The organism is Burkholderia sp. F1, assembly GCF_050813845.1.
In the GTDB taxonomy this organism is placed as follows: Bacteria; Pseudomonadota; Gammaproteobacteria; order Burkholderiales; family Burkholderiaceae; genus Burkholderia; species Burkholderia ubonensis.
The window spans coordinates 191,500-212,861 of record NZ_CP172421.1; the positions used below are offsets into that span (position 1 = coordinate 191,500).

Sequence of the window (21,362 nt, forward strand, 5' to 3'; positions counted from 1 at the left end):
TTGCCGCAGCGCGGGGGTTTTTCGTTGGGCCGGCCTGAGCGCTACTTCGCCGCGTTGACCATGTAGTCGACGGCGGCCTTCACGTCGGCGTCCGACGCGTTCGACCCGCCCTTCGGCGGCATCGCGCCCTTGCCGTGCAGCGCGTAGTTGTAGACCGTGTCCATCGGTTCCTTCAGGCGCGGCGCCCAGTCTTCCTTGCTGCCGAACTTCGGCGCGTTCAGCACGCCGGCCGCGTGGCAGGCCTGGCAGACCTGCGTGTACAGCGCCTTGCCGGCGGACGCGGCGTCGGCGCTGGTCGGCGCGGCCGCCGGCGCTTCGCCCGCCTTCGGGATCGCGGCGATCGCGGCCTGCGCGGCGGCGATCTGCGCGCTCGCGGCCTCGGCGGCGCCCGACGCGGGCGCGGCGCCGGCCGCCGCCGCCGCGTTGGCGGCCGGCGCGGCGGGCTCGGGGAAGTTCGCGCCGTCGTTGTTCGCCATGTAGACGATCGCGCGGGCGATCTCGTAGTCGCTGTAGTCGTCCGGGCTCGTGCCGCCGCGCGGGGGCATCGCGCCCTTGCCGGCGAGTGCGGTCTTCAGCATCGTGTCGAAGCCCTGCGAGATGCGCGGCGCCCAGTCGTCCTTGCTGCCGAATTTCGGCGCGCCCGCGGCGCCCGTGCCGTGGCAGGTCACGCACACGGCCTTGTAGACTTCCTCGCCCGTCTTGTAGGTGCGCGGCGCATTGGCGTCCTTCACGTCGACCTGCGCGAGCGGCGCGATGCGCTTCGCCACCTGTTCGTCGGACAACGCGTCGGTGCCCGCGCCGGAACGGAACGCAACGTTGGCGTAGGTGGCGAACAGGATGATGAGGACGATCGGAATCGCGAACGACGCGATGATGAGGGCGATCAGCTGCCGGGGCGTCTGGATGGGAGATTTGTGGGGTGCTTCGCTCATGCTTGCCTCGTCTCCGTGAATAGGAATTGTGAGCGGTGCAACGGCAAAATGGCTGTGCAAAGAAGCACGGACGATTATAGACGGAACGTTTACATCACGGCGAGCGGCGCGGCGGCGCGTGTTTACCCGCACGATCGCCGCCCGGCGGGCGATTCACCGGCATGGTGGACGCGTCATGGGAAACCGGGTATCCTTGCCGTCTTGCCATCCGTGGTCGGCCAGTATCTGGGGTCGCTCCACTGTCACACAGGCGCCCGTAGCTCAATGGATAGAGTACTGCCCTCCGAAGGCAGGGGTTGCTGGTTCGATCCCAGCCGGGCGCGCCAATCGCAGTAAGGCTTTCAGCGGTATCCCTCCGTCGTCGGACAGACTCGTTGCAGCTAGACTGCAGCCAGCATCGGCGCGGGCTCGGCCGTCAGCGGCGCGACCCAGTGCGCCAGGTGGTCGGCCGACAGGTGCGCGTATCGCTGCACCATTTCCATCGTTTCCCAGCCGCCCAGCTCCTTGAGCACCTGGAGCGGCGTGCCGCGCTGTACGTGCCAGCTCGCCCACGTGTGCCGCAGGTCGTGCCAGCGGAAGTCGTGGATGTGCGCGCGGTCCAGCGCCTTGCGCCAAGCTGTCGTCGTGGTCTGATAGACCGGCTTGCCCTGGTAGACGAACACGCTGCCGGCGAACCCGGGCGCGCGCTTCGTCGCGAGCTGGCGGCGCAGCACGGCGATCGCCGTGTCCGACAGCGGCACCGTGATCGCCTTCTTCGCCTTCGCCTGGTCCGGGTGGATCCACGCGACGCGCCGCGCGAGGTCGACCTGCGACCACTGGAGCCCCGTCACGTTCGAGCGGCGCAGCCCGGTCTCGAGGCTGAAGCGCGCCATGTCGGCGAGATGCCCGGGCAGCGCGGCGAGCAGCCGCTCTGCTTCCGCCGGCGACAGCCAGCGGATCCGCTTCGACACGACCTTCGCGCGCTTCGTGACCGGCGCGCGATCCAGCCATTCCCACTCGACGGCCGCGTTCAGCACGGCCTTCAGCACGCCGAGCACGCGGCGCACCGTGCCGTCGCTGACGGTCCGGCCGGTCTCCACGACGCCGTGCCGGGTGCGCACCACGCGCGGCTCCCGCCGTTTCGCGAGCGCGATCGCGTCGATGCGGTTCCGGTCGATGTCGGCCAGCGCGACGCCGGTGAGATGCCGGTCGAGCCAGCGCAGATGCGTCTTCGACGTTTCGAGGCTCGGCAGCCCGTCGCGGTCGACGACGTACCGGACGACCGCGTCGTTCCACGTATGGCGCGGCTTCGTGCCGAGCCGCGCCTGGTTCCACAGGTCCACCTTCAGCCGGTCGTGGAATTCCTGGGCCTGCGCTTTGTCGCGGGTGCCAGTGCTTCCCTGTATCGGCGCTCCGCCGCCAGGGGGGGACAGCTTGTATTGCCAGTTCGGGCTGGTTTTTCGTTTGTAGAGCGACATTCGTTCACTTCCTCCAGCGGTTCGCCCTGCGCCGCTCGCGGGAGCCATTCTCCGGCGAGGTAGCGCTGCAGGGCAGCGATCGAGAACATCCAGCGCTTGCCGACCTTGCGGCCCGGCAGCGCGCCGGCCTTGGCCTTCAGGCGCACCGTTTCAGGGTGCGCGCCGAGCAGGGCCGCCGCGCCGAACAGGTCGACGGTCGCCGCGGGCGCGGCTTCGGCGTGCCGCGCGCCGGGGGGGCAGGCAGCGCAACTCGTGGATCCGTGGCGTGCACGAGAAATGTTCATAACGCATTGATTTTCATGGGTTTTGTTTGCCATCATTCACGCGTGGCGGCCCCGGCAAACTCATGGCGCGAAAAACGGGCAGCGCGTGCGACCGATGGCGACGCGCGCACGACTCGTGGCATCCGATGCCGGTCGATGCCCGCCGCTTCCCGGTTGTCTTTCTTCTTCTTTTTCAATGAGTTGAAGAGGGAGAAGAAAGAGGCGGCCGCGGCCGGCGCGAAACCCGGACTCGTGGCAAAAACGGCCCGACACATGGCGGATCGTGCGCAATGCGCGGCGGCAGTTCGCTCAAGAATCAAGGACTTGCAAGCGGACCTCCGCAAAATCCACGATTCGCGCGCGCTGCCTGCCGGTTCCCCGCAGAGTGCCCCGCCTGCCGGCCGGTTCAGCGGTTCGCCGTTCATGCGCGGCCTCCCTGCAGCGCGTCGGACGCCAGGTCTTCGCGCACGGACACGTGCAGGCCGAACGCGGCCAGGCGCTCGAGCGAAACCGGCGTCAGGTACGGCACGCGGCGCATGTAGATGCGGCGCTCGACCTCCTTCTCGCCGACCACGACGCCGGCGTGCTTGAGCTGCGCCTTGAACACGCGGTCGGACTTCACCGGCAGGCCGTTCCACTTGTCGCGCAGCGCGCTCGTGTGCGCGAGGTGATCCATCACGTGCCCGGTGCGCAGCAGCAGGCAGAACTCGCCGTCGACGGTGTCGAACGTGTACGGATGCTTGTAGTTGCCGCCGTCGATCTCCGACAGCACGGTTTCCATGATCCAGACCCACGGCTCGCGATCGGCGCTCGTCTCGGCGACGTGGCCGTTCATCTCGGCGATCAGGTCGCGCGGGAAGTCGCCTTCGCTCGGGTCCATGCCGGCGAACTCGCACAGGTAGCGCCACGCCAGCGCGACGGCCGCGTAGTTGCCCGCCATGCGCCGCGCGCCGTCGTCCTCGCCGCTCGCGCGGCAGCTGGCCAGCGCCTTGTCGCGCAGCGTCGCGTACTGGTCGAGCATGGCGCGCTTGTCCAGGCCAGCCAGGAATTCGAGCCATTGCCGGACCGGGAAGCGCGGCAGGTCGTCGGGCAGCAGCGGCCCGCGCTTGCCGGTCAGCGTCGTGCGCACCAGCTTGCCGAGCAGGCTGCGCACCGGCACGTCCTCGCCGGCCAGCATCACCGGCGCGCACAGCAGGTATTCGGTCATGTCGCTGCCGCGCCGCGTCACCGTGTACTGGTAGTTCTCCTGCAAGAGACCGACCGCCTTGTCGATCACGTCCTGCCGGCGCGCGGACAGCTCCTCCCAGCCGACCGGATGGCTCGTGTGGCTGATGCTGGTGAGGAGCCGAAATTCGGTCTGCAGCGACTGTCCGGAGAACATCGTGAACGCGAGCGAGCGCTCGAGCCGCTTGATCAGCGTCGACTTGCCCGCGCCCTTGTTGGCCTGGATCGTGAGGTGCGGCCAGAAGCCGAGCAGCGCCTTCAGATGGCCGCCGAGCGCCCACACGAGCGGGATCGTCGCGGCGTTCTGCCGGAACGTCGTCTGGTACGCGGCGATCACGCGGCGCGCGTCGCTGGCGAGGCCGCTCGGGAACGTCAGGTTGTGATACGGGCACTGCTTGTCCGCTTCGGTGAAGTAGCAGTCCGGGCCTTCGTTGACGATCAGCCGGCCGTCGCGCCACGCGAGCCCGACGAAGTTCGCGGCCTGGCGCGCGCCGAGATCCGCGCCGCGCTCGAGGATGTTGACCATCCGCTTGAACGGCGCCGGCGCCCAGATCGGGCCGAACTTGCCCCACTGGTCGACGTTGTGCAGCTGGTCGTCGAGCATCACGCGGCGGATCAGCTGCGCGCCGTGGCGCGGCGCCTGCACCGACACGGCGAAGTAGACGGTCGGCGCCTGGTCGGCGTCGCCCGTCATCGTCGACGTCGCGCTCGCGACCGACACGCGGCTGATGCCGGCGATGCGGAAGCCGCACAGATCCGTCATCACGGGCGTTTCGACACCGGATTCCTCGTTGCGGTCCAGCTTCGTGATGTAGCTCGTGAAGTCGGGCCGCGTGCGGAAGCGCCAGTACTGAGCGAAGTCGTGCGGCGGCAGGAAGATGCGCGGCCGGCCGCGGCGCGTCGCGTCGCCGGGGAGGCCGGCGACCAGCCACGGCTCGAACTGATCGAGCGCGCGCGCCAGCTCGGCCGGGCCGCGCAGCTGCAGGTAGTCGTTCACGTCGTTGATGGGCTGTTGCGTCGTCTCGCCGTCCGCGAGGTCCGCGAGCCAGCCGGCCTGGTCGACGAGCACGGCGCTGATGTTCAGCGCGGTGAGCCGCTCGTGGAGCGCCCATGCGGCTTCCGGGCCGGGGCGGTGGCCGGCGCGCGGGTGGCCGTCCGCGAACGGCTCGTCGTTGTCGAGGCAGATCACGACGTGCTTGCCGCGCAGGAACGCGAAATCGATGCGCTCGACGTTCGCGAGGCCGCGCAGCGCGAGCGCGGCGGTGCCGGGCAGCGCGCAGGTGTCGACCGACAGCGCGTTGATCGCGCTTTCGACGATGACGACGCGCTTCGCCTTGTCGAGCCGGCGCGCGTCGGCGGTCCAGCCGTAGCCGGCCTTGTCGCCCTGGGTCTGCGTCTTGACGCCGCCGTTGAGCGCGGGGTCGACGTAGCGCATGTCGACCGCGACGACGCGCGCGTCGCCCGGCGCGCGCACCACGAACGCGGCGGCCGGGCCGCCGTGGCCGACGTCGCCGGCGGCGACCTTCGGGCTCGTCCACGTGTTGAAGCCGAGCGTGCGCGCGGCGATCGCCGCGTCGAGCGCCGCGGCGGAAATGCCGCGGCCGCCGAGGTATTCACGCACGCGGCCGCGCTCGGCGACGCAGCGGTCGGCGATGTACTCGACGGTCGACTTCTCGCGGCGTTCCGCCGGCGCCGGCCGCTCGGCCGGCAGGCCGTAGGCGTCGTGGAGATAGCGCACGGCGTCGGCGACGGTGCCGCCGCGCGCATGGATCACGAGGTCGATGCACGAGCCGCCGGCGTCGGCGCTGTGGTCGCGCCAGCCGGTGCCGTGCTTCGGGTGGTTCACGTAGATCGACAGGGACGGGCTGCGGTCCTCGTGCTGCGGCGAGTGGTAGAGGGCCCGGTCGCCGCAGCGGCCGCGCTTCAGGCCGAGGCGGCCGGCGAGGTCGTGCAGGTCGATGTGCCGTTTCAGTTGGTCGATCGAAGCCATCGTTTATTGCTGCTGTTCAGGTTGCTGCCGGGGGTGTTGCGCCGGATTGCCGGTCGTGGCGGGCGATGCGACGAGCGCGCGCAGCGCGGCGGCGGATTGCGGGAAGCCGAGCGCCAGGCGATCGCCGAGGGCCGTGACGAAGCCGGCGAGCGCGCGTTGCCGCGCGGCGCTGTCCGGCGGGTTGTCGAAGCTCGGCACGTCGGCGGCCGCCGCGATCGCGGCCCGGAGCACGGCGTCGTGCGGCGCGGGTTCGAGGGAGCGGTTCATGCGCGGGCCTCCCCGGCGGCCGTGCCGGCGAGGTGCGCCGGGCGGCGGAAAATCGCGTGGCCGGCAGGTCGCCGGGCGGCGCGGCCAGGAAGGGGCGAGACGAGGGTCGTGATCATCGCGTGTCCTTTTCGACGGCAAAAAGAAGCCCCTCGCGCCGTTCAGGCGCGATGCGAGGGGCAAGGCAGGGGCGGGAGCTAGGGCGTCAGACGGGCAGTTCGAGCTGCGCCGCGAGGCGTTCGCGCACGTGCGGCGAGAGCGGCAGCTGCAGCGACAGGTTCGGGATCGCGGACGGCGACAGCGTGCGCGCGAATTCCATGTTCACGACGTACGTGTGGCCGCACTCCGGGTTCGTGCACTGGAAGGTGATTTCGCGAAAGGTCAGCGACATTTCGCGGCTGCTGCGCGCGGTGGCGCGCGTGCGGCAGTGCGGGCAGCGGTTCAGGATTCGCATTTCGTCTTGCTCCGGGCGGCCGGCGCGATGCAACGTTGGCCGATTGGCGAGTGGGTGTGTGCGCGCACGTGGTCCAGAATCGACACGTCGCGCGCGGGATCGAGGGACATGAAGGCGCGTCGGTTCAATGGCGCGCGGTGCGGGAGCGGGGCGCGGCGATCGCGCGCAGATGGCTCGCGCCGATGCGGATCAGCTCGCGCGCCATGCTTGAAATCGAGCGGTTGCGCTGCGCGGCGAGCTGCTCGAGCTCGCCGCGTTCGGTCGGCGTCAGCCCGACGTAGACGGGCTTGCCGGACATCGTGCCGCGCGGCGAACGGCGCGGGCCTTTGGAGGTGGTCATGGTCGGTATACTTTGTTGAGATAGTCTTGCGTTACGGTGAGGCTAGTCTAATGAGCAAAAAACGACGCGTCAATTGTTAATGGGTAATTTATGACACAAATCGGGAGTCGCTTGCGAGACGAGCGCTTGCGGATCGGACTCAGCCAGGATGAGTTTGCGACCGTGGGTGGCGTCGCGAGACGCTCGCAGTCCGCGTACGAGTCGGACGAACGCTCTCCCGACGCGGCCTATCTGCTGGCCGTACGCGAGATCGGCGTCGACATCGGCTACGTGCTGACCGGCGAACGGCTTGCCGCCGACGGCGCGGCGGCGGAGCAGGGCGTGCGCGACGCCGACGAGGCGGAAGTGCTCGCGATGTACCGGCAGCTCAACGAAGCCGGCAAGGCGTCGCTGCATGCGTTCCTCGCCAGCTGCATCAACACGGGCGCGATGCTGCAGACGGCGACGCCGCGGCGCGCGAAGCGCCTGTCGGAGAATCGCCGCGCGGCGCTCGACCAGCGCACGGCCGAAAACGTCGATCGCGCGATGGCCGAGCTCGAGCGGCTGAAGGCCGAGCGCGCGGCGAAAGAGCCGAAGAAGTAGGTTGCGCGGCGCCGCGCGCCGGCGTCGGGTGAATCAGGATCCCGTGCATCGACGCCGGCGGACGCGCGCCGGTCCTTTTGCATCCGGCTGCCGCACGAGGCGGCCCGGAGGGCGTCGGCGTTCCCGCTTCGCCGTCGTCCCGCCATCCCGCCATTCGGCGAAATCCCGGTTTCCGTTCCTGTGAAGCTCCCGCCGCCAGTGGCCCGGGTGCATGCTCCCGCGCCCGGGCACGCGCGGGGCCGTGGCATTCGGACGTTTCGCAAAGGCATCGGATAAAATCCGAACAATCACTGTATATCCATACAGTATTGGTTTAGCATTCTGAAAGCCGGCGAGGCTGGCGACGGTGGGAATTCCGAGGCTACCCCCGTCGCGTCAGGCGGCCCCGCCGGTTGATGACTGTGTTTGTGGAGACCGGAAGAATGAACAGCAACAGTGAGCACAACACCGGCACGATTGGCGCGTCGATGCCGGCTGATCATCACGCGGACACCCGCGGGTCGTCGATGTTCACCCCGCGAGTCCGTACGGACCTGACCGCCGATGAGCGGGCCGACGCGCATGCGGCGATCGACACCGCGATGCAGTCGGTCGGCCAGGTGCTCGAGGCCGCGCTGCAGGCGATGGCGAACCTGCGCGATGCGCGCGCGACGTTGACGCAATGCGGCGACGGGCGGGACGCGCGCCTGAATCTCGGCGGGCAGCAGACCTCCCGCTGAGCCGCGGTCATGCCTGACGCCGTCGCGACCGGTCGCGCGACGACGTCCGGAATCGCCACGCAGGCCGGCTTTCCGTCCGGCCCCTCCGTCCTCTCATTCCTCCCGATCCGAGCCGCGCATCCGGCGCCGCGCTAGTGCTTGCCGGACGTCGCGCCACCTTGCTTCTTCTTCGAATCCTGGCGCACCTCGAGCTCGAGCTCCGTCGTGAAGCCTTCGCTGCCGAGCTTGTGCGTCGCCTTCTTCACGAGCCACGGCGTGTCGTCGATTTCCGGCTTGAAGCCCGACACGGTGACGGGCATCTCGGGAAACAGCTCGGGCCGGCCGAGCGCGAGCGTGCAGGTCAGCGTCGCCTGCTGGCGCTGGATGCGCGCGTATTCGGCCTGCGCCGCCGCGTGCGCTTCCGCTTCGGTCGCATAGTCCTGCGGCAGCACCTTCGTGTTCTTGCCCTTCTCGTCGCCGACCACCACCGACTTGCGCTGCGCCTTGCCGTTCGAATGGTAGTGCGCGCGCACCGCCGCGTAGCTGTCGCGCTGCTCGATCTTGTAGTGATGCTGGTCGCCGCTCGCACGCGTGAGCGGCAGCACGTCGAGCGGCTTGCCGCTCGCCGTCTTGCCGCCGCCGATCGGCAGGAACAGCAGATGTCGGGTCTTCACGGTCATCACGGCGTCGTAGCGCTTCGCAAGGCGCGTCAGGAACGACATATCGGATTCGTGCGTCTGGTCGATGTGGTCGATCAGGATCTGCGCGAGCGTCGCGTCGACGGCCGGCTTCAGCCCGTGGCGCGCGGCGATGGCCTGCACGATCGCGCCGATCGTCTGCCGGTGCCAGCTCTTTTCCCGGCGCTCGTGCATGCGGTTCGTCATCGACGCCGAGCGCGCCCTGATCGTGATGATGTCCGGCGCGCCGCTGTGTTCGACCTGGTCGACGGTGAACGTGCCCTTGTCGACGAGCGGCTCGCCGACCCAGCCGATCGACACCGCGATGCTCGCGCCGCGCAGCGGGATCGCGAACGTGTTCTGCGTGTCGTCGATCACCAGGTCGAGCATGTCGGCCTCGTCCGCGCGCGATTCCACTAGCTGCAGGCTGACGAGATTCGGCGCGATCAGCCGCGACAGGTCGCGGCCGTCGAGCGTGATCCGGTAGTCGGCCTGCGGTTGCGTGCGTCCGGTGCGGGTCGGCCGTTCGCCCGGCTTGCAATCGAACGTGCTCATGGCTTGGCCGCTCCGTCGCCTTCGTTCGCCGGCGCACCGTCGTCTTCCGCCGGCGTCGCTTCGGCCAGCACGCCGTCGTCGACGCGCTTGAGCACCAGCGTGAAGTCGATCTTGCGCGGCACGCCTTCCTTCGTGTGATACGTGCCCGTCACGCTCAGGCTGTCGATGATGTACGCGCCATAGACGTAGCCGTTGCCGTCGACGAGCACGTACGCGTCACCGACGTCGCCCATCCGCGCGAGCGTCTCGATCGACGCGATCTCGCCGATGCCGTTGTCGGGCGCGACCGTGCCGCTGAGGGTGATCGTGTCATCGCCGGCGCCGGTGAACTGGCTCGCGTCGCGCACGCCGATGCGCGCGGTGGCGCGGTGCTTCCAGTTGCGCTGGCGCTGGAGCTGTTTGTACGGCACGGTCGCCAGGCTGAAAACGAACTGGTCGAGCGACATCATCATGGGCGGGTTTCCTTTCGTCGAAGCGGACAATCAATCGGACAGGCGCGAGCCGGCGCGCGAGGCCTTGGCGCGTTCGGCGCGTTCCAGCTCGACGCGCACCAGGCGGGCGAGCTCCGCCGCGTTGACGCCGGGCGGCGGGGTGATGTTGATGGTGATCGGGGCGGGCGCGGGCGGCGCGCTCGCGGCGGCGGCCGGTGCCGTGAGCGGCGCGCGGTTGCCGATCGGCAAGGCACCGGCCGCTGGCGTGTTGGCCGCGAACGCAGGCGCGCTGATCAGGGACGCAGCGGCGGTTCCGAGCGTGGCAAGGATGCTCCGTGCATTTACCGGGCTGCCGAACGGGCTGCCCGGGATCAACGCTTTTATGCCGGAAGTTCCCGGGAACCAATCGAGCGGCATGCTGGGCAGGTTCACCAATGCGTCCAAGCGATTTTTCATCGAGTCGATCGACCAAGGGGGCGTGCCACTGCCCGGTTTCTTGAGATTCGGACTGAGTCCGTCGAGCAACTCGCCGATGCCGTTCGATTTGTCGGTGCCTCCTTTCTTCCACAAGGTGATGCCGCCGGCGATGATTGCCCCTGCCGTGGCCGCCGCGATTACCGGATGCTTCGCCGCAAGCGGGATGACTCTCGGAATGACTCTCGCCGCAACCGGCCTGACATTCCTGAGCGCAGCAGTCGCCAATCGGCCCAACCCCTGGCTGATACCCTGGAACGCACCCGTCGCCAATCGTCCCGCTCCCTGTGCGATACCCTGGAGTGCACCGGTCGCCATTGTTCCGACGCGGGTCATGACGGACTTTCCGAGCGAGGTCGGCAAATGCTCCAGGATCGGCCCGCCGAATTTGAGTACCCCGGCGAGCGCGGCGAAGGCGGTGGCGAAGATGCTGGTGGCCGTGCCATGCTCCTGCATGAGCTTGACGGTCTTTTCGGTCAAGGTTCCCGTGGCGTCCAGCGCCGCGTTGTAATTGGGCTGGAGCGTCTCGCCGGGAATGAGCTTCGCGTCGCTTGCATGCGCACGCACGACGCGCTCGCGGCCCGACGTCGTCTGCAAGGCCATTGCATACGTCGGGTCGACGCCGGGGGTGTCGGCGCTGCCCTGCGCGGTCTCGCGAATCTCCTTCGCCAGCTCGGACACCGCCGTGAGAAGTTGTCGCGCGTCCTTGTCGGGGAGGATCCGCGCAAGCTCGGAATTCACCTGGTCGGGGCGGATGATCCCCTTCGCTTCGAACTTCGGCTTCAGCACCTGTTCGAACCATTCGAACGGCGAGGCCTGCCGCAGGTCGTCGCGCCGCAGCGCGCCTGGCAAGAGCTTGTCGAACGCGCCGTTCTTCTTGTAGGCGACCCGCTTCGGGTCGATCAGGTCGAGCTCGATCATCCGCTTCACGCCGCTGGCGTTGAGCTTGCCCGGGAAGGCGCTGCCGGACAGCGCCGCGAGGTCTTTGCCTGCTTGTTCCCCGCCCAGTTTATGAACGACCGGCTCCATCTGGTAGTAGAACACTTCGCTGCGCAGCCGCTTGGCCGCGTCGCCGCCCGCTTTGGCGAAGTCGTTCCACTTTTCGCCGCTGACCCGGCCGTCGGTTGACCAGATCATCTTCTGCGCGGCATTCAATTCGTTGGCGAACGTCGCCGGGTTCTTAAAGCCGTCGCGCTGTTCGATCACCTTCATCATGCCCAGTATGACTTCGTTTCTCGCCTTCGCGTCTTCCTCGCCGAACAACACGGAGTTCGTGAGCTTTATCCTCGACAGCGCCGGCGCCGCGATCCTGGTGTGCTCCTCGTCGCCAAGATCCTTCTGCAAGTCGGCTATCAGGTCCAGGTTGTCGCTGATCGACTGGCCCTTGACCCGCATCTCGCGCGCGTAGTTCGCCAGTGCCTGCGACCCGCCCGCCAGGCGGATCCGCAGGGCCGCGATCTCGGCCTGTTTCGCTTCGTCGAGCAGCCCGGGCAGCATGTCGAACATTTTCCCGCCGACGTCTTTCATCGCCGAGCCGTACTCCGACAGGGTCCGCTTCGGCGTCTTCTTCTCGCGCTGATCGATGACCTCGTCCAGTTCGCGCTCGTGCTGCGTGAGTTTGCCCGTGTCGGCCGTTGCCACGGCGAGCTGGCCGCGCAACTTGCGCAGCTGGTCGGCTTGCCTGCCGAACGTGACCGCCAGGCGCGAGGCCGCGCTTTGTGCGTTCTCGAAATCCTGGATCATCCGGTGCGACGGCGGGCCGGACGCGTTCAGCGCCTGGCCGAGCGCATCGACGTGCGCACGCGCCGCCTTGAGCGCCAACGCAGTATCGGCGAGGCCGCGGCGCATCTCGCGAAACTCGCCGACGCGCTGCTGCGTCTTCGCCATGTCATCCAGCTCGCGGCGGGCTGCCTTCAGCGAGTCGGCCAGCCCCTTGTTGCCGGTCAGCATCATTTGCAGGGGCTTCGTCATGTTGTCGACCATGTCGAACATGACGCGCAGTTTCAGAGTGTTGTCCATCGTCGATCGTTTCGCTCATTCGGCGCCGGCGCGCACCCGCGCGCGCTCGCGCCAGTCCATCAGCTCGGCCAGGCTGAAGGCATCCATCACGGGTGGTGTCCAGCCGAACACCGTCGCGATGTCTGCCATCGCGTCTTCTATGCGGTCGGGGAGGCCAGTCGGGATTTCACGGCCTTCGGCATCAAAAAACCGGCGAAGATGCCCCCCAGCTGCACGAGGTCGGCGGGGTCGATGTTCGCGACGTCGGCTTCGGTGAGCGTCGGCGAGCTGATGCGCGGCAGCACCTTCGACAGCGCGGCGACGTCGAGGCTGACGAGGTCGGACAGCGACACGCCGCGCAGCTCGCCCGATTTCGGCTTGCGCAGCGTGATCGCGGTGATCGTCTGGTCGCCGCGCACGAGCGGGGTGTCGAGCGTATGCGTGGCCGGATCGTCCTGCGCGGGCGTGGCCGCCGCTGCGCTCACGGCGGCGGCGGGCGCTGCGGACTGCAGGTCGGTCACGGCTTGGTCGGGTTGAATCGGGTTCATGGTGGTCCTGTCGGATAAGAAGGGAGTGACGCAGGTTCAGGCCCGGCCCGCGGATGCGGCCGGGCCCGGGGTTACAGGCCGATCGCCTTGCGCAGTGCCGCGAGCAGGTCGTTGCCGTTGATCTTCTCGACCATGTTGATGAAGTCGATCTCGATCAGGTCCACGCCGTTGACGGACAGCTTGTAGTAGCTGGCGACGGTCGTGACCTTGAACGACGTGTCGTCCTTCGTCTTCGCCGAGCCCATGTCGATCGAGCTGTGACGGCCCTTGATGACGATCTCGATCGCGTCGACGCTGGTCGAATCCGCGGCCTGGTAGGCGCCGGCGAAGCGCAGCAGCACGCCATCGTGCTTCGTGATCGCGTACTGGCTGAGCACCGAGCGCATGAAGCCGCCGCAGGTCCATTCGAGCTGGATCCCTTCCTGGCCCATGTCGAGCTTGATCGGGCCGTTCATGCCGCCGCCCTGATAGTCCTCCATCTTGCGCGTGAGCTTCGGCAGCGTGATGTCGACAACCTGCCCGACGAAGTTCTCGCCGTTCTGGAACAGGTTGAATCCCTTGAGTTTGCGAGGCATACCCATCGTGTTTGACTCCTGGTGAGGCCGACTGTTACGCGCTGACGCGCGCGGCGAAATCGGCGAGATAGCGGTCGGTGATGCGCTGGCGCAGCATCAGGTTTTCGAGCGGCGGAACCGGCGTGTACTCGTAGTCGAGATACGCCTTGCCGGACTTCAGCACGTCGGTCGTGTTCGGCTCCGGGTCGTACCAGGCCGAGCCGCCGATCAGGTAGCCCTGCGACGTCCATTCGCGGAACTTGCCGTTGATGGTCTCGATGATGTCGCGCGGCAGCGAAGGATTGAGCGGGCCGTCGATGATGGCCATCTGCGCTTCGGCGATCGAATCCGCGATGACCTGCGCGGTGCGCGTGTAGTTCTCGAACGCGAACAGCGGATCGTCCGAGCACGTGCGCGAGCCCCAGAAGCGGAAGCCGTTGCGGTTCACGAGCGTCGTCACGTCCTGCTCGTTCAGATAGCCGGCATCGGTCGCCGGATCCTGCAGATCCCACGACACGTCCGCGCTGATGCCCGTGACGCCGTTCACGCCGACGTTCGACAGCGTCTTGTGCCAGCCCGTGTCGTTGTCGATCTTCGCGCGCAGGCCCGCCGCGTACGCGGTGGCCGGCACGACGACGGTCGAGTTGGTCGCGTCGTCCCACGCGAGGAAGTCCGGCCAGATCACCATGATTTCGCGCTGGCTGAACTGCTTGCGATACGCAACGGCGTCTTCCTTCGTCTTGGCGCCGTTGGCCGACACGTACGCGAACGCGCGCAGCGACTGCGCGATCGACGCGAACGCGGCGGCGACCGGCTGCGTGTCGAGGCCCGGCGCCGCGAGAATGCGCGGCTTCACGCCGAAGCGCGACTGCGCGCCGAGCAGCGCCTTCATGCCGGTGTACTTGCCGTCGGCGGTGACGGCGCCGATCACGTTGGTGTTCGTTTCAGCGGCGTCCTTGCCTTCGGCGACGCGCACGACGATCGTGACGGGCTTGGTCTGGCGGCCGATCGCGTCGAGCGTGCGGCGCAGCGTGCCTTTCTTGCCGGCCTTGCCGAGCGCGGCGACGACGTTGGTCAGAAGGACCGGGGTGTTGAGCGGGAACGCGGTGGCGTCGGCGTCGTCGGCCGTGCAGACGATGCCGAGCACGGCCGTCGAGATCGTGCGGATCGGACGGGTGCCTTCGTTGATTTCGATGACGCGTACGCCGTGGTGGTAATCCTGCGGCATGGTGTGTGGCTCCTGTGTTTGCTTGCGGAAGAGAGAAAACGGGATGAATCCCGTGCGGATCAGGTCGCGGTTTCCGCGACCGGAGCTGCAGGTGCGCTCGGCTCGGCCGGTGTGCTGGGCTCGACCGGTGTGCTGGGCTCGGCCGGCGGCGGTACGTACGGCGCGGGCGTGGCGGGCCACGCCACCGCATCGGGGAACGTGTCCGCCTGGATGGCCGACACGAGCGCCATCTGGTACGCGGACCAGGCCTTGAAGTAGTAGGTGCCTTCGTCGTCGAGCAGGCCCGCGGCGTACGCATCGGCCTTGCCGGCATTTGCCTTGCGAGCGGCTTCGAGCCGTCGTTCGAATTCGGCCATCGCCGCGGCGCGCTTCTCCTGCTGGAGCAACTCGGGCGGGACGGTCCAGGTGCCGTCGATCCATGCGTGGCGTGGCGACGGCCGTGCTTCGGTCGTCAGGCCGAGGTCGTCGGGCGTCTTGCCGGCGAGGGCGATTTCGACCGGCTCGCCGGTCTCGGTGCGATAGCAGATCCGCCCGCGGTAATCCGGCAGGAGGATCCACACGCCGTCGCGATGGAACGGCCAGGTGGTCGGCGTGCGCGGCGGCGGCGCGTCGAGCGTTGCGGATGCCGGGACGAGCCAGCGTTGGTCGTTGCGCGGATCGGCGTCGGGCTGGCTGCTGCTCAGGTATTCGCCGGTCGAAGGGCTGTAGTGGTGAATCAGCATGTTTCGGTATCCAGGTTAATAGGCGCGGATCATGGCGAGCAGCGCGATGTTGCGCGGCCGCGCTTCGTTGCCGCCGTCGGCGTTGACGGTGATGGCATGGCTGTGCGTGCCGGCGCCGCCGATGCCGACGTTGTGACCGTGGCTGCCGGCGCCTTCCGTGTTGAATTCGTGGTTGTGGTTGCCGGCCGGACTCGTCAGCCCCCACACGTTGTCGTTATCGGTGCTCGAGGAGCCGACGTTGTTGGGGGCTCCCCATGTTCCCCACGGCGGGCGGTAGCTCGGGTTTTCGCCCCACGGCGAGACGTGCTGGTGATCGCCCACGCCACCCGTCCATCCGTGGTGTCCGTGCCAGCCCTGCGCGTCGGTCCACGCCGAGTGGTTGTGGTCGCCGCTTTCGGCTGCACTCGCGCCGTGGTTGTGCCACGCGTTGACGAAGCCTTGCCATTGGCCGAGGCCGCGATTCGAATCCACCCCGCGCCCGTCATCCCAGCAGCGAATGAAGTCGCCGCGCAGCTCGGGAATTCGAAAGGTCGTCGCGCCATCGCCGATCGAGAAGGTGCCAAACCAGCCGGCGGCCCAGTCCGCTTCGGTGGAGAGCGCGCCACTGGCTTGCGCATAGGCCCAAAGCGCGGGATAGTCGGCGCGCTTCAGAAGCGCTCCGTTCGCCTTCAAGAAACCAGCTCGCACCGTTGTGCGAGGTTCGAAGACGATCTGACCGATCTGCGCGGTCAGCATGGCGTCGGCCACAAACTGCGCTGGATTGAGGTTGGCGCTATCCCAAGGGGTCGCGCCAGCGAACGCGGGCCGCTTCGCGAAGTTCACGACCCCGCTTTGACGGGAAATCCAGAGCGGGTTATCGATCCACGCACCGTCATCGCCGCGCCGGGACAGATACCAGTTCGATCCCGCGTTGCCGCCTGACTCACCGCCGTTGTCCACGCCCATTTCCCATCGCGAGACTCCGGCCGTCAACCAGTTCATGGCGCGGTAGGTTTCAGCGTTGCCGTTTAGGATGAAATAGGAATTGCTTGCGCCCCTACTGACCCATACATCCCCGGTGAAGGTTGCGCCAGTCGTCTGCGCCGGTCTCGGTAGGTTGCCCGTGTGCCACACGGGATAGGTCGCAACGAGGAGGTTCCGTTGGGCAAAGTCGTAGCTCCACGCCCCCTTCGTAGGCGACCACCATCCTGCGCCGTTGGGGTTCGCATAGAAGTAGCCGTCATTCTTGCCGACCAGAAGTCGTCCCTCGTCGCCGTCACGATTTACGGAAACGGACGTACCGTTGACGGCTACGTTACCGCCGAACGCTGCCCCGGAGCCCGAAGCATCGAGCGTCACGAAACCAGTCCCAAGATGTACCGTGAGGGGGCGGGCGGCGTTCCATGCGGCGTCCCTTCCCGTCGCGTTCGACAGGAGCAGGTAGAGGTCGGTCCCGTCATTGCGGAGCATGGCGTCCTGCGTCCCTCGAAGGCGAATCTGAGCGCCCCCCGCATCGAATCCGCCCGCGTCCAGCGAACCGGTGAATCTGCCGCCACCGCTTACCTGGAGCCCAGCCGCGCCGTCATCCATCGTGTCGCCGACCAGCACGCGACCGCCGCAGGTGATGCGCACGGCGCGCGCCTGATTCGCATCGGTGATGGCGTCGTTACCACTGGCCTTGTTGACCCAGACGTCGACGTACTCGCGCCCCCACGCCCCATTGTCGAAGCCCGCCCGCATCGTCGCGACCAGGCGCGTCCCGGTATCGGCGACGTCGCCGCTGAACGTGCCAAACAAGCGCACGCGACTTTCCCGGCCGTTCTTTCCGGACGGCGGACGAATGGTGACGTGCGCGGTTTCCGGGCCGGCGTCGAATTCGGTGACGACAGGACCCGTGAACTTCGCGCCGGTCAATGCCGCGTACCGCGTCGCGGCGGTCTTCGGCGTGACCGCGCGCGTGTCGTCGGCGCCGCCGTCCACTTCCGCCTGCGTCGCCAGCTCGACCACCCCTTGCCGCTCGGTCGTCGCCGGCGGGTTGAGGAACGACGCGTCGCCGAACACGAGCTGCGTCGCGTCGATCGACGCGAACTGCAGGTCGGTCGACAGCAGCAGCAGCGCGGCCGGCGACTTCTCCATGATCGGCGTCGCCTGGCCGTAGGTGGCCAGCAGCACGCCGTTCTCGAGATAGAGGCCGAACCCGTACAGCGAGTACTGGTCCGCCGTGTCGTCCTTCAGCGTCGCGTGAACCGTGTCCGGCGCGATGTTGGCGCCGCCGAACGTCGTGATGCGCTTCAGCTCGTTCGGCAGCTTCGTGAGCCCCTTGTCGGCGACGAAGGGTGCATTCGCAAGACCGATTGCCACGACCTGGTGGGCGCTGGTGCCGCCATTGCCGGGTGCGACGAGCGCTGCGCGGCCGGCGTCGGTGATGAGGATCTGGGTAGCCATATGCGATCAGTAGTCCGTGAGGTTCAGGCGGCGGTAGACCGCCACGCGCGCGGCGGCGCCGACCCGTTGCCGGCCTCGCATCGCGAAGCCCTGCGTGAACGTGTAGTGCGCGCGTACCGGCTTGGTCCGGTCGATTTCCGCGACGATGTCGGCGACGTATTCGGCGGTCGGCGGCTCGCCCTCCTGGCCGCTTACCGTCAGCACGATGTCGAACGTGCCGGGCTTGCCCGGCGGGGTCTGCTCGAACCATTCGCGCAGCACGAGGTTGCCGCCGAAGGTCGCGACGACTTCGCGCACGGCCGCGGCGGTGCCCTTGCGGCGCGCGATCGGAATCGCCTGCCTGACGCGGGCGCGCTTCACGTGCTCGGGCCAGTAGTCCTTCCACGCGTCGACGCCGAGATGCCACGCGAGCCACGGCAGCAGGTCGAAGCGGACGGCGTCCGGGTTCATCAGCGTCGCGAGCGGCGTCGGCACATCGTCGATGCGCGCGTTCACGGCGGCGAGGTTGCGCTCGAGCCGGGTCGCATTCGGCGGCAGGATGTCATTCATTGCTGTACACCCCGGCGTCGATCAGCTCGATCCCGGTGCAGTACGGCGCCTGTTGCTTCGTCGCCGGAATGCCGGCGAGCGGGCTTTCGAGGATCACCTTCTGCACGCCTGCCGCGCGAGCGGCCGCGTAAATGCCGTCCAGCGTGACTTCCATCCCGAGCCGGTGCATGTCGTCCGCGTATTTCTTCATCGCCTTGTTGGCTTGCGCGAGTGCCACGGCGCGATCCGGTCCGGCAAAGAACACCAGCCGCGCGCGAATCGCGTAGCGCAGGATGTCCGCGGCGCGCACCGTCACCTTGTCGGTGAGCGGCCGCACGTCGTCGGCCTGCAGCGCGGCCGTCACGGCGTCGACCAGTTTCTGGTCCGCCGTGCCGTCGCCGTCGCGCGCGAGCACGGTGACGAGCACTTCGCACGGCGCGGGGCTGACTGCCGAAGCGTCGAGCACGCGGCCGTCCGCGTTGCGCGCATGCGAGACATACGCGCCTTCAGGGCCGGCGACGGAGAAGCTTTGCGGCGCGAGCTGCGTGCGGGCGCGCAAGTCGATGTCGCTTTCCATGACTGCCGCAATGTTGTGTTCCGGGTCGGCGTGCGTGATCGTCAGGCGCTGGATGCCGAACAGCGCCGCGAGATGGTCGAGGTCCTCGCCGATCGCGTACGCGAGCATGACCGCGCGCGCTGCGTCGTTCACGCGCTGGCGCAGCACGAGCTCGCGGTACGCGTTCTCCTGCAGCAGCTTCACCATCGGCTCCGATTCGAGCGCGAGCGTGGCGGCGATTTCGGCCTGTTCCGTCGCCGGATACAGCGACACGAGCCGCGCCTTGCGCTCGGCCAGCAGCGTTTCGTAGTCGAGCGTTTCGACGACGTCGGGCGACGGCAGCTGCGAGAGATCGATCGGGGTCGCGCTCATGCCGGGCTCCCGTGCGCGACCGGCACGCGCGTCGTTACGGCCGTGCCGCTCTCGCTCGTCCAGCCTTCGATGTCGAGATAGATCGCGCCGGCTGCGGCGTTCGAGTCGTCCGCGGCGAGCACGACGCGGGTCAGCGTGAGGCGTGGCTCCCAGCGCATCAGCGCCGTCGCGACGGCTGCGTACAGGCGCGTGCGCATGGCGCCGTTGGCGGGCGCGTCGATCAGGTCGGGCAGCTCGGAGCCGAACGTGCGGCGTTTCACGCACGACGCGAGCGGCGTCGTCACGATCTTGCCGATCGACTGGTAGAAGTGGCCGAGGCCCGAAATCGAGCGGCCGGTGTTCGCGTTCATGCCCTTCATTGCGGTTGGCTCACCAGTTGTCCATCGCCCTGTTCGCGATGCGTGTGATGCGGGAGGCTGATGCCTTGCGAGGTCACTTCGCGGGTGAAGCTGGCCGCGCCGTCGATCTGCATCGTGGCGCCGCCTGCGCCGCCCTTGCCGGTCATGCCGGACTCGAACGCGAGCGGCCCCTTGACCGTCATCGCGCCGGTGCAGGTGGTCTGCTGCGCGTCGAGCGTGATGGTCTCGGCCTGCACGGTCGCGGCTTTTGTCTGCACGGTGACCGATCCTGGTGCTACGACGAGCACGGTCGCGCCGGCGGGCAGCTCGGCCTTGAGCGCATGCGTGGCGTGGTCGTACGCGACGCTCGCGCCGTCGGGGTAGACGCGCGTGTGCGTGTCGGGGCTCGACGCCGGCGCCGGGGCGGCGTCGGAATAGAGGCCGCGCAGCGCGACGCCCTGGGCCGGATCGCCCATCGGGCAGAGCAGCACGACCTGCTCGCCCGGGGTCGGCGGCAGCCAGTCGCGCGTGGTGCCCGCGGTGCAGGCGATCCACGGAATCCAGTTGGTCTGCAGTCCGCCGCCGTCTTCGTCGGGAGTGCCGACCGAGACGCGGCACAACGCGGCCGCATGGTCGACCGCGAGGATCGTGCCCTTGCGCACCGCGTTGCGTGCCTGCCGTTGAATTTCGTTAGCGTCCATGTGGTCATGGTGCCGGGCGGGGGCTTGCGGGGCGAGCGATCGCGTGTGTCGTGGCGGTGAGGACGGAACGGGCGTGAGGCGGGGCGCGGCGATGATTGTCGAGGAGCGCGAATCGATTGGCGTGGTGATGGGGGCGGGGCGGGTTGCGCGCTTCTTCTCTGCGTTTAGGGAACTGGAACACGCACGCCGGCCGATGCCATGATCGCGGCCGGGCAGGCGTTTCGTGGAATCGTTGCGTGGGGCAAGACACCGGAGCGCGCGGATCCGGCGTTCTGGAGGATGCGCGCGACTGGCCAGGGTCATTGCATGGGCGAGGCGTGCGCGGAACGTGGCGTTTCCGCCCTGGCGCATCGGCGCGAAGCGGCAGGTGATGGCGAGGTGCATCAAGCTCGCGAGCGAAGTCTTGCTGCGCCGACGTTGGTCAGCAGGGCCAGTGTGTGGGACGGGAGTGCGGTGGCGTCGTCGTCGGCCGTGCAGAGGGTGCTGACGACGATCGGCCAGGTGATGCGGATTCGGCGGGCGCCATCGTTGATTTCGATGGCGCGTACGCCGTGGCGGTCATCCTGCGGCGTGCCGTCGACGCCGGGTTGGCCGATGGGGAAGGGTGATCAGGCAATCCCGGTCACGAAGTCCGGTGTCGGCGGAAGAGCGATATACGGCCAGCCGTCCGCATCGCTGAGATCGCGCAGCGCCTGACGGTATTTGATGAGCGTCGAGAACTGCGCGGCCGAAAGCGTCGTGCCGTTACCGATCAGCTTCTCGTCCTGGTGGCGCGATACGAGCCAGTCGGTCTTGCTCATTGCCAGATCGCGCTGCGTGCGCATGGATGCTGCGACATCGTCACGTGTGAGCGCAGGCGGATCGATCAGCGCGGGGCGCATATTCGCATCGAGTGCTGCGCGCTTGCCACGTGACTGACCGTCGATCAATGTCCGCCACTCGTCGTCCGAAATGTCGACGACCTTCGTGCCCGGCGGGGCGGGACTGTCGATGGTATCGTAGAAGGCAACGATGATGCCCTTTGCGTCGCACGCTGCTTGTTTTTGGCCCAT

General features: G+C 68.1%; 24 protein-coding genes and 1 tRNA gene. 3 read left to right on the top strand and 22 right to left on the bottom strand.

The window, feature by feature from the left end; translation table 11 throughout:
- Positions 1–41 precede the first annotated feature (41 nt).
- Positions 42–932: a c-type cytochrome gene (locus ACFIMZ_RS00830; RefSeq protein ID WP_431820996.1), complete on the bottom strand. Its 891-nt coding sequence runs from the start codon at positions 930–932 to the stop codon at positions 42–44.
- A 250-nt stretch (positions 933–1,182) separates the two neighbouring features.
- Between ACFIMZ_RS00830 and ACFIMZ_RS00835 the strand changes: the two genes are divergently transcribed.
- A tRNA-Arg gene (locus tag ACFIMZ_RS00835) sits at positions 1,183–1,258 on the top strand.
- A gap of 54 nt (positions 1,259–1,312) precedes the next feature.
- Here the strand turns inward: ACFIMZ_RS00835 and ACFIMZ_RS00840 are convergent.
- From ACFIMZ_RS00840 to ACFIMZ_RS00870, 7 genes are all read right to left on the bottom strand, one after another.
- On the bottom strand, positions 1,313–2,344 hold the full coding sequence (locus ACFIMZ_RS00840) for a tyrosine-type recombinase/integrase (RefSeq protein ID WP_431822408.1): 1,032 nt from the start codon (positions 2,342–2,344) through the stop codon (positions 1,313–1,315).
- A complete protein-coding gene (locus ACFIMZ_RS00845; protein WP_431820997.1) occupies positions 2,257–2,706 on the bottom strand; it encodes a helix-turn-helix domain-containing protein in 450 nt (149 codons plus the stop codon). The genes ACFIMZ_RS00840 and ACFIMZ_RS00845 overlap by 88 nt, the downstream gene beginning before the upstream one ends.
- Complete coding sequence (locus ACFIMZ_RS00850) at positions 2,706–3,077, bottom strand: hypothetical protein (RefSeq protein WP_431820998.1); 372 nt, start codon at positions 3,075–3,077, stop codon at positions 2,706–2,708. Before ACFIMZ_RS00850 ends, ACFIMZ_RS00845 begins: the two co-directional genes overlap by 1 nt.
- Entirely contained in the window at positions 3,074–5,866 is a 2,793-nt protein-coding gene (locus ACFIMZ_RS00855; protein ID WP_431820999.1) for a toprim domain-containing protein, read from the bottom strand. Before ACFIMZ_RS00855 ends, ACFIMZ_RS00850 begins: the two co-directional genes overlap by 4 nt.
- A gap of 3 nt (positions 5,867–5,869) precedes the next feature.
- Positions 5,870–6,133, bottom strand: coding sequence for a hypothetical protein (locus tag ACFIMZ_RS00860; RefSeq protein WP_431821000.1), 264 nt, complete (start codon positions 6,131–6,133; stop codon positions 5,870–5,872).
- Between the two features lie 202 nt (positions 6,134–6,335).
- Positions 6,336–6,584: an ogr/Delta-like zinc finger family protein gene (locus tag ACFIMZ_RS00865; RefSeq protein ID WP_010095912.1), complete on the bottom strand. Its 249-nt coding sequence runs from the start codon at positions 6,582–6,584 to the stop codon at positions 6,336–6,338.
- A 124-nt stretch (positions 6,585–6,708) separates the two neighbouring features.
- On the bottom strand, positions 6,709–6,924 hold the full coding sequence (locus tag ACFIMZ_RS00870; protein ID WP_431821001.1) for a hypothetical protein: 216 nt from the start codon (positions 6,922–6,924) through the stop codon (positions 6,709–6,711).
- Between the two features lie 126 nt (positions 6,925–7,050).
- On the opposite strand from ACFIMZ_RS00870, the gene ACFIMZ_RS00875 reads away from it, so the two are divergent.
- Together ACFIMZ_RS00875 and ACFIMZ_RS00880 are read left to right on the top strand one after the other, a co-directional pair.
- The gene (locus tag ACFIMZ_RS00875) at positions 7,051–7,506 is read left to right on the top strand and encodes a helix-turn-helix domain-containing protein (protein ID WP_431821002.1); all 456 of its coding nucleotides are present in this window, start codon (positions 7,051–7,053) and stop codon (positions 7,504–7,506) included.
- 422 nt (positions 7,507–7,928) lie between these two features.
- Entirely contained in the window at positions 7,929–8,225 is a 297-nt protein-coding gene (locus ACFIMZ_RS00880) for a hypothetical protein (protein WP_431821003.1), read from the top strand.
- A gap of 131 nt (positions 8,226–8,356) precedes the next feature.
- Here the strand turns inward: ACFIMZ_RS00880 and ACFIMZ_RS00885 are convergent, their stop codons facing one another.
- From ACFIMZ_RS00885 to ACFIMZ_RS00950, 14 genes are all read right to left on the bottom strand, one after another.
- Positions 8,357–9,436, bottom strand: a complete 1,080-nt coding sequence (locus tag ACFIMZ_RS00885) for a phage late control D family protein (RefSeq protein ID WP_431821004.1) — start codon at positions 9,434–9,436, stop codon at positions 8,357–8,359.
- The gene (locus tag ACFIMZ_RS00890; protein ID WP_431821005.1) at positions 9,433–9,888 is read right to left on the bottom strand and encodes a phage tail protein; all 456 of its coding nucleotides are present in this window, start codon (positions 9,886–9,888) and stop codon (positions 9,433–9,435) included. The genes ACFIMZ_RS00885 and ACFIMZ_RS00890 overlap by 4 nt, the downstream gene beginning before the upstream one ends.
- 30 nt (positions 9,889–9,918) lie before the next feature.
- Complete coding sequence (locus ACFIMZ_RS00895) at positions 9,919–12,360, bottom strand: hypothetical protein (protein ID WP_431821006.1); 2,442 nt, start codon at positions 12,358–12,360, stop codon at positions 9,919–9,921.
- A 15-nt stretch (positions 12,361–12,375) separates the two neighbouring features.
- Positions 12,376–12,489, bottom strand: a complete 114-nt coding sequence (locus ACFIMZ_RS00900) for a GpE family phage tail protein (RefSeq protein ID WP_017334850.1) — start codon at positions 12,487–12,489, stop codon at positions 12,376–12,378.
- Between the two features lie 8 nt (positions 12,490–12,497).
- Positions 12,498–12,887: a phage tail assembly protein gene (locus tag ACFIMZ_RS00905; protein WP_431821007.1), complete on the bottom strand. Its 390-nt coding sequence runs from the start codon at positions 12,885–12,887 to the stop codon at positions 12,498–12,500.
- Between the two features lie 71 nt (positions 12,888–12,958).
- On the bottom strand, positions 12,959–13,468 hold the full coding sequence (locus ACFIMZ_RS00910) for a phage major tail tube protein (RefSeq protein ID WP_431821008.1): 510 nt from the start codon (positions 13,466–13,468) through the stop codon (positions 12,959–12,961).
- Between the two features lie 28 nt (positions 13,469–13,496).
- Positions 13,497–14,669, bottom strand: a complete 1,173-nt coding sequence (locus tag ACFIMZ_RS00915; RefSeq protein ID WP_431821009.1) for a phage tail sheath protein — start codon at positions 14,667–14,669, stop codon at positions 13,497–13,499.
- Between the two features lie 59 nt (positions 14,670–14,728).
- Positions 14,729–15,391, bottom strand: a complete 663-nt coding sequence (locus ACFIMZ_RS00920; protein WP_431821010.1) for a tail fiber assembly protein — start codon at positions 15,389–15,391, stop codon at positions 14,729–14,731.
- 15 nt (positions 15,392–15,406) lie between these two features.
- Positions 15,407–17,815: a phage tail protein gene (locus tag ACFIMZ_RS00925; RefSeq protein ID WP_431821011.1), complete on the bottom strand. Its 2,409-nt coding sequence runs from the start codon at positions 17,813–17,815 to the stop codon at positions 15,407–15,409.
- 6 nt (positions 17,816–17,821) lie between these two features.
- Entirely contained in the window at positions 17,822–18,364 is a 543-nt protein-coding gene (locus ACFIMZ_RS00930) for a phage tail protein I (RefSeq protein WP_431821012.1), read from the bottom strand.
- Entirely contained in the window at positions 18,357–19,271 is a 915-nt protein-coding gene (locus ACFIMZ_RS00935; protein WP_431821013.1) for a baseplate J/gp47 family protein, read from the bottom strand. The genes ACFIMZ_RS00930 and ACFIMZ_RS00935 overlap by 8 nt, the downstream gene beginning before the upstream one ends.
- Positions 19,268–19,630: a GPW/gp25 family protein gene (locus ACFIMZ_RS00940; RefSeq protein ID WP_431821014.1), complete on the bottom strand. Its 363-nt coding sequence runs from the start codon at positions 19,628–19,630 to the stop codon at positions 19,268–19,270. The genes ACFIMZ_RS00935 and ACFIMZ_RS00940 overlap by 4 nt, the downstream gene beginning before the upstream one ends.
- Positions 19,627–20,310, bottom strand: a complete 684-nt coding sequence (locus ACFIMZ_RS00945; protein WP_431821015.1) for a phage baseplate assembly protein V — start codon at positions 20,308–20,310, stop codon at positions 19,627–19,629. The genes ACFIMZ_RS00940 and ACFIMZ_RS00945 overlap by 4 nt, the downstream gene beginning before the upstream one ends.
- Positions 20,311–20,918: 608 nt before the next feature.
- Positions 20,919–21,362 (bottom strand): phage tail assembly chaperone, encoded by a 444-nt coding sequence (locus ACFIMZ_RS00950; protein WP_431821016.1) that lies wholly within the window; start codon positions 21,360–21,362, stop codon positions 20,919–20,921.

Coding starts and splice junctions, on each gene's coding strand:
- ACFIMZ_RS00880 (WP_431821003.1), top strand. CDS start 7,929: ATGAACAGCAACAGTGAGCACAACACCGGCACGATTGGCGCGTCGATG.
- ACFIMZ_RS00865 (WP_010095912.1), bottom strand. CDS start 6,584: ATGCGAATCCTGAACCGCTGCCCGCACTGCCGCACGCGCGCCACCGCG.
- ACFIMZ_RS00845 (WP_431820997.1), bottom strand. CDS start 2,706: ATGGCAAACAAAACCCATGAAAATCAATGCGTTATGAACATTTCTCGT.
- ACFIMZ_RS00900 (WP_017334850.1), bottom strand. CDS start 12,489: ATGGCAGACATCGCGACGGTGTTCGGCTGGACACCACCCGTGATGGAT.
- ACFIMZ_RS00885 (WP_431821004.1), bottom strand. CDS start 9,436: ATGAGCACGTTCGATTGCAAGCCGGGCGAACGGCCGACCCGCACCGGA.
- ACFIMZ_RS00925 (WP_431821011.1), bottom strand. CDS start 17,815: ATGGCTACCCAGATCCTCATCACCGACGCCGGCCGCGCAGCGCTCGTC.
- ACFIMZ_RS00945 (WP_431821015.1), bottom strand. CDS start 20,310: ATGGACGCTAACGAAATTCAACGGCAGGCACGCAACGCGGTGCGCAAG.
- ACFIMZ_RS00855 (WP_431820999.1), bottom strand. CDS start 5,866: ATGGCTTCGATCGACCAACTGAAACGGCACATCGACCTGCACGACCTC.
- ACFIMZ_RS00920 (WP_431821010.1), bottom strand. CDS start 15,391: ATGCTGATTCACCACTACAGCCCTTCGACCGGCGAATACCTGAGCAGC.
- ACFIMZ_RS00850 (WP_431820998.1), bottom strand. CDS start 3,077: ATGAACGGCGAACCGCTGAACCGGCCGGCAGGCGGGGCACTCTGCGGG.
- ACFIMZ_RS00915 (WP_431821009.1), bottom strand. CDS start 14,669: ATGCCGCAGGATTACCACCACGGCGTACGCGTCATCGAAATCAACGAA.
- ACFIMZ_RS00930 (WP_431821012.1), bottom strand. CDS start 18,364: ATGAATGACATCCTGCCGCCGAATGCGACCCGGCTCGAGCGCAACCTC.
- ACFIMZ_RS00890 (WP_431821005.1), bottom strand. CDS start 9,888: ATGATGATGTCGCTCGACCAGTTCGTTTTCAGCCTGGCGACCGTGCCG.
- ACFIMZ_RS00935 (WP_431821013.1), bottom strand. CDS start 19,271: ATGAGCGCGACCCCGATCGATCTCTCGCAGCTGCCGTCGCCCGACGTC.
- ACFIMZ_RS00895 (WP_431821006.1), bottom strand. CDS start 12,360: ATGGACAACACTCTGAAACTGCGCGTCATGTTCGACATGGTCGACAAC.
- ACFIMZ_RS00830 (WP_431820996.1), bottom strand. CDS start 932: ATGAGCGAAGCACCCCACAAATCTCCCATCCAGACGCCCCGGCAGCTG.
- ACFIMZ_RS00940 (WP_431821014.1), bottom strand. CDS start 19,630: ATGAAGGGCATGAACGCGAACACCGGCCGCTCGATTTCGGGCCTCGGC.
- ACFIMZ_RS00860 (WP_431821000.1), bottom strand. CDS start 6,133: ATGAACCGCTCCCTCGAACCCGCGCCGCACGACGCCGTGCTCCGGGCC.
- ACFIMZ_RS00950 (WP_431821016.1), bottom strand. CDS start 21,362: ATGGGCCAAAAACAAGCAGCGTGCGACGCAAAGGGCATCATCGTTGCC.
- ACFIMZ_RS00870 (WP_431821001.1), bottom strand. CDS start 6,924: ATGACCACCTCCAAAGGCCCGCGCCGTTCGCCGCGCGGCACGATGTCC.
- ACFIMZ_RS00905 (WP_431821007.1), bottom strand. CDS start 12,887: ATGAACCCGATTCAACCCGACCAAGCCGTGACCGACCTGCAGTCCGCA.
- ACFIMZ_RS00910 (WP_431821008.1), bottom strand. CDS start 13,468: ATGGGTATGCCTCGCAAACTCAAGGGATTCAACCTGTTCCAGAACGGC.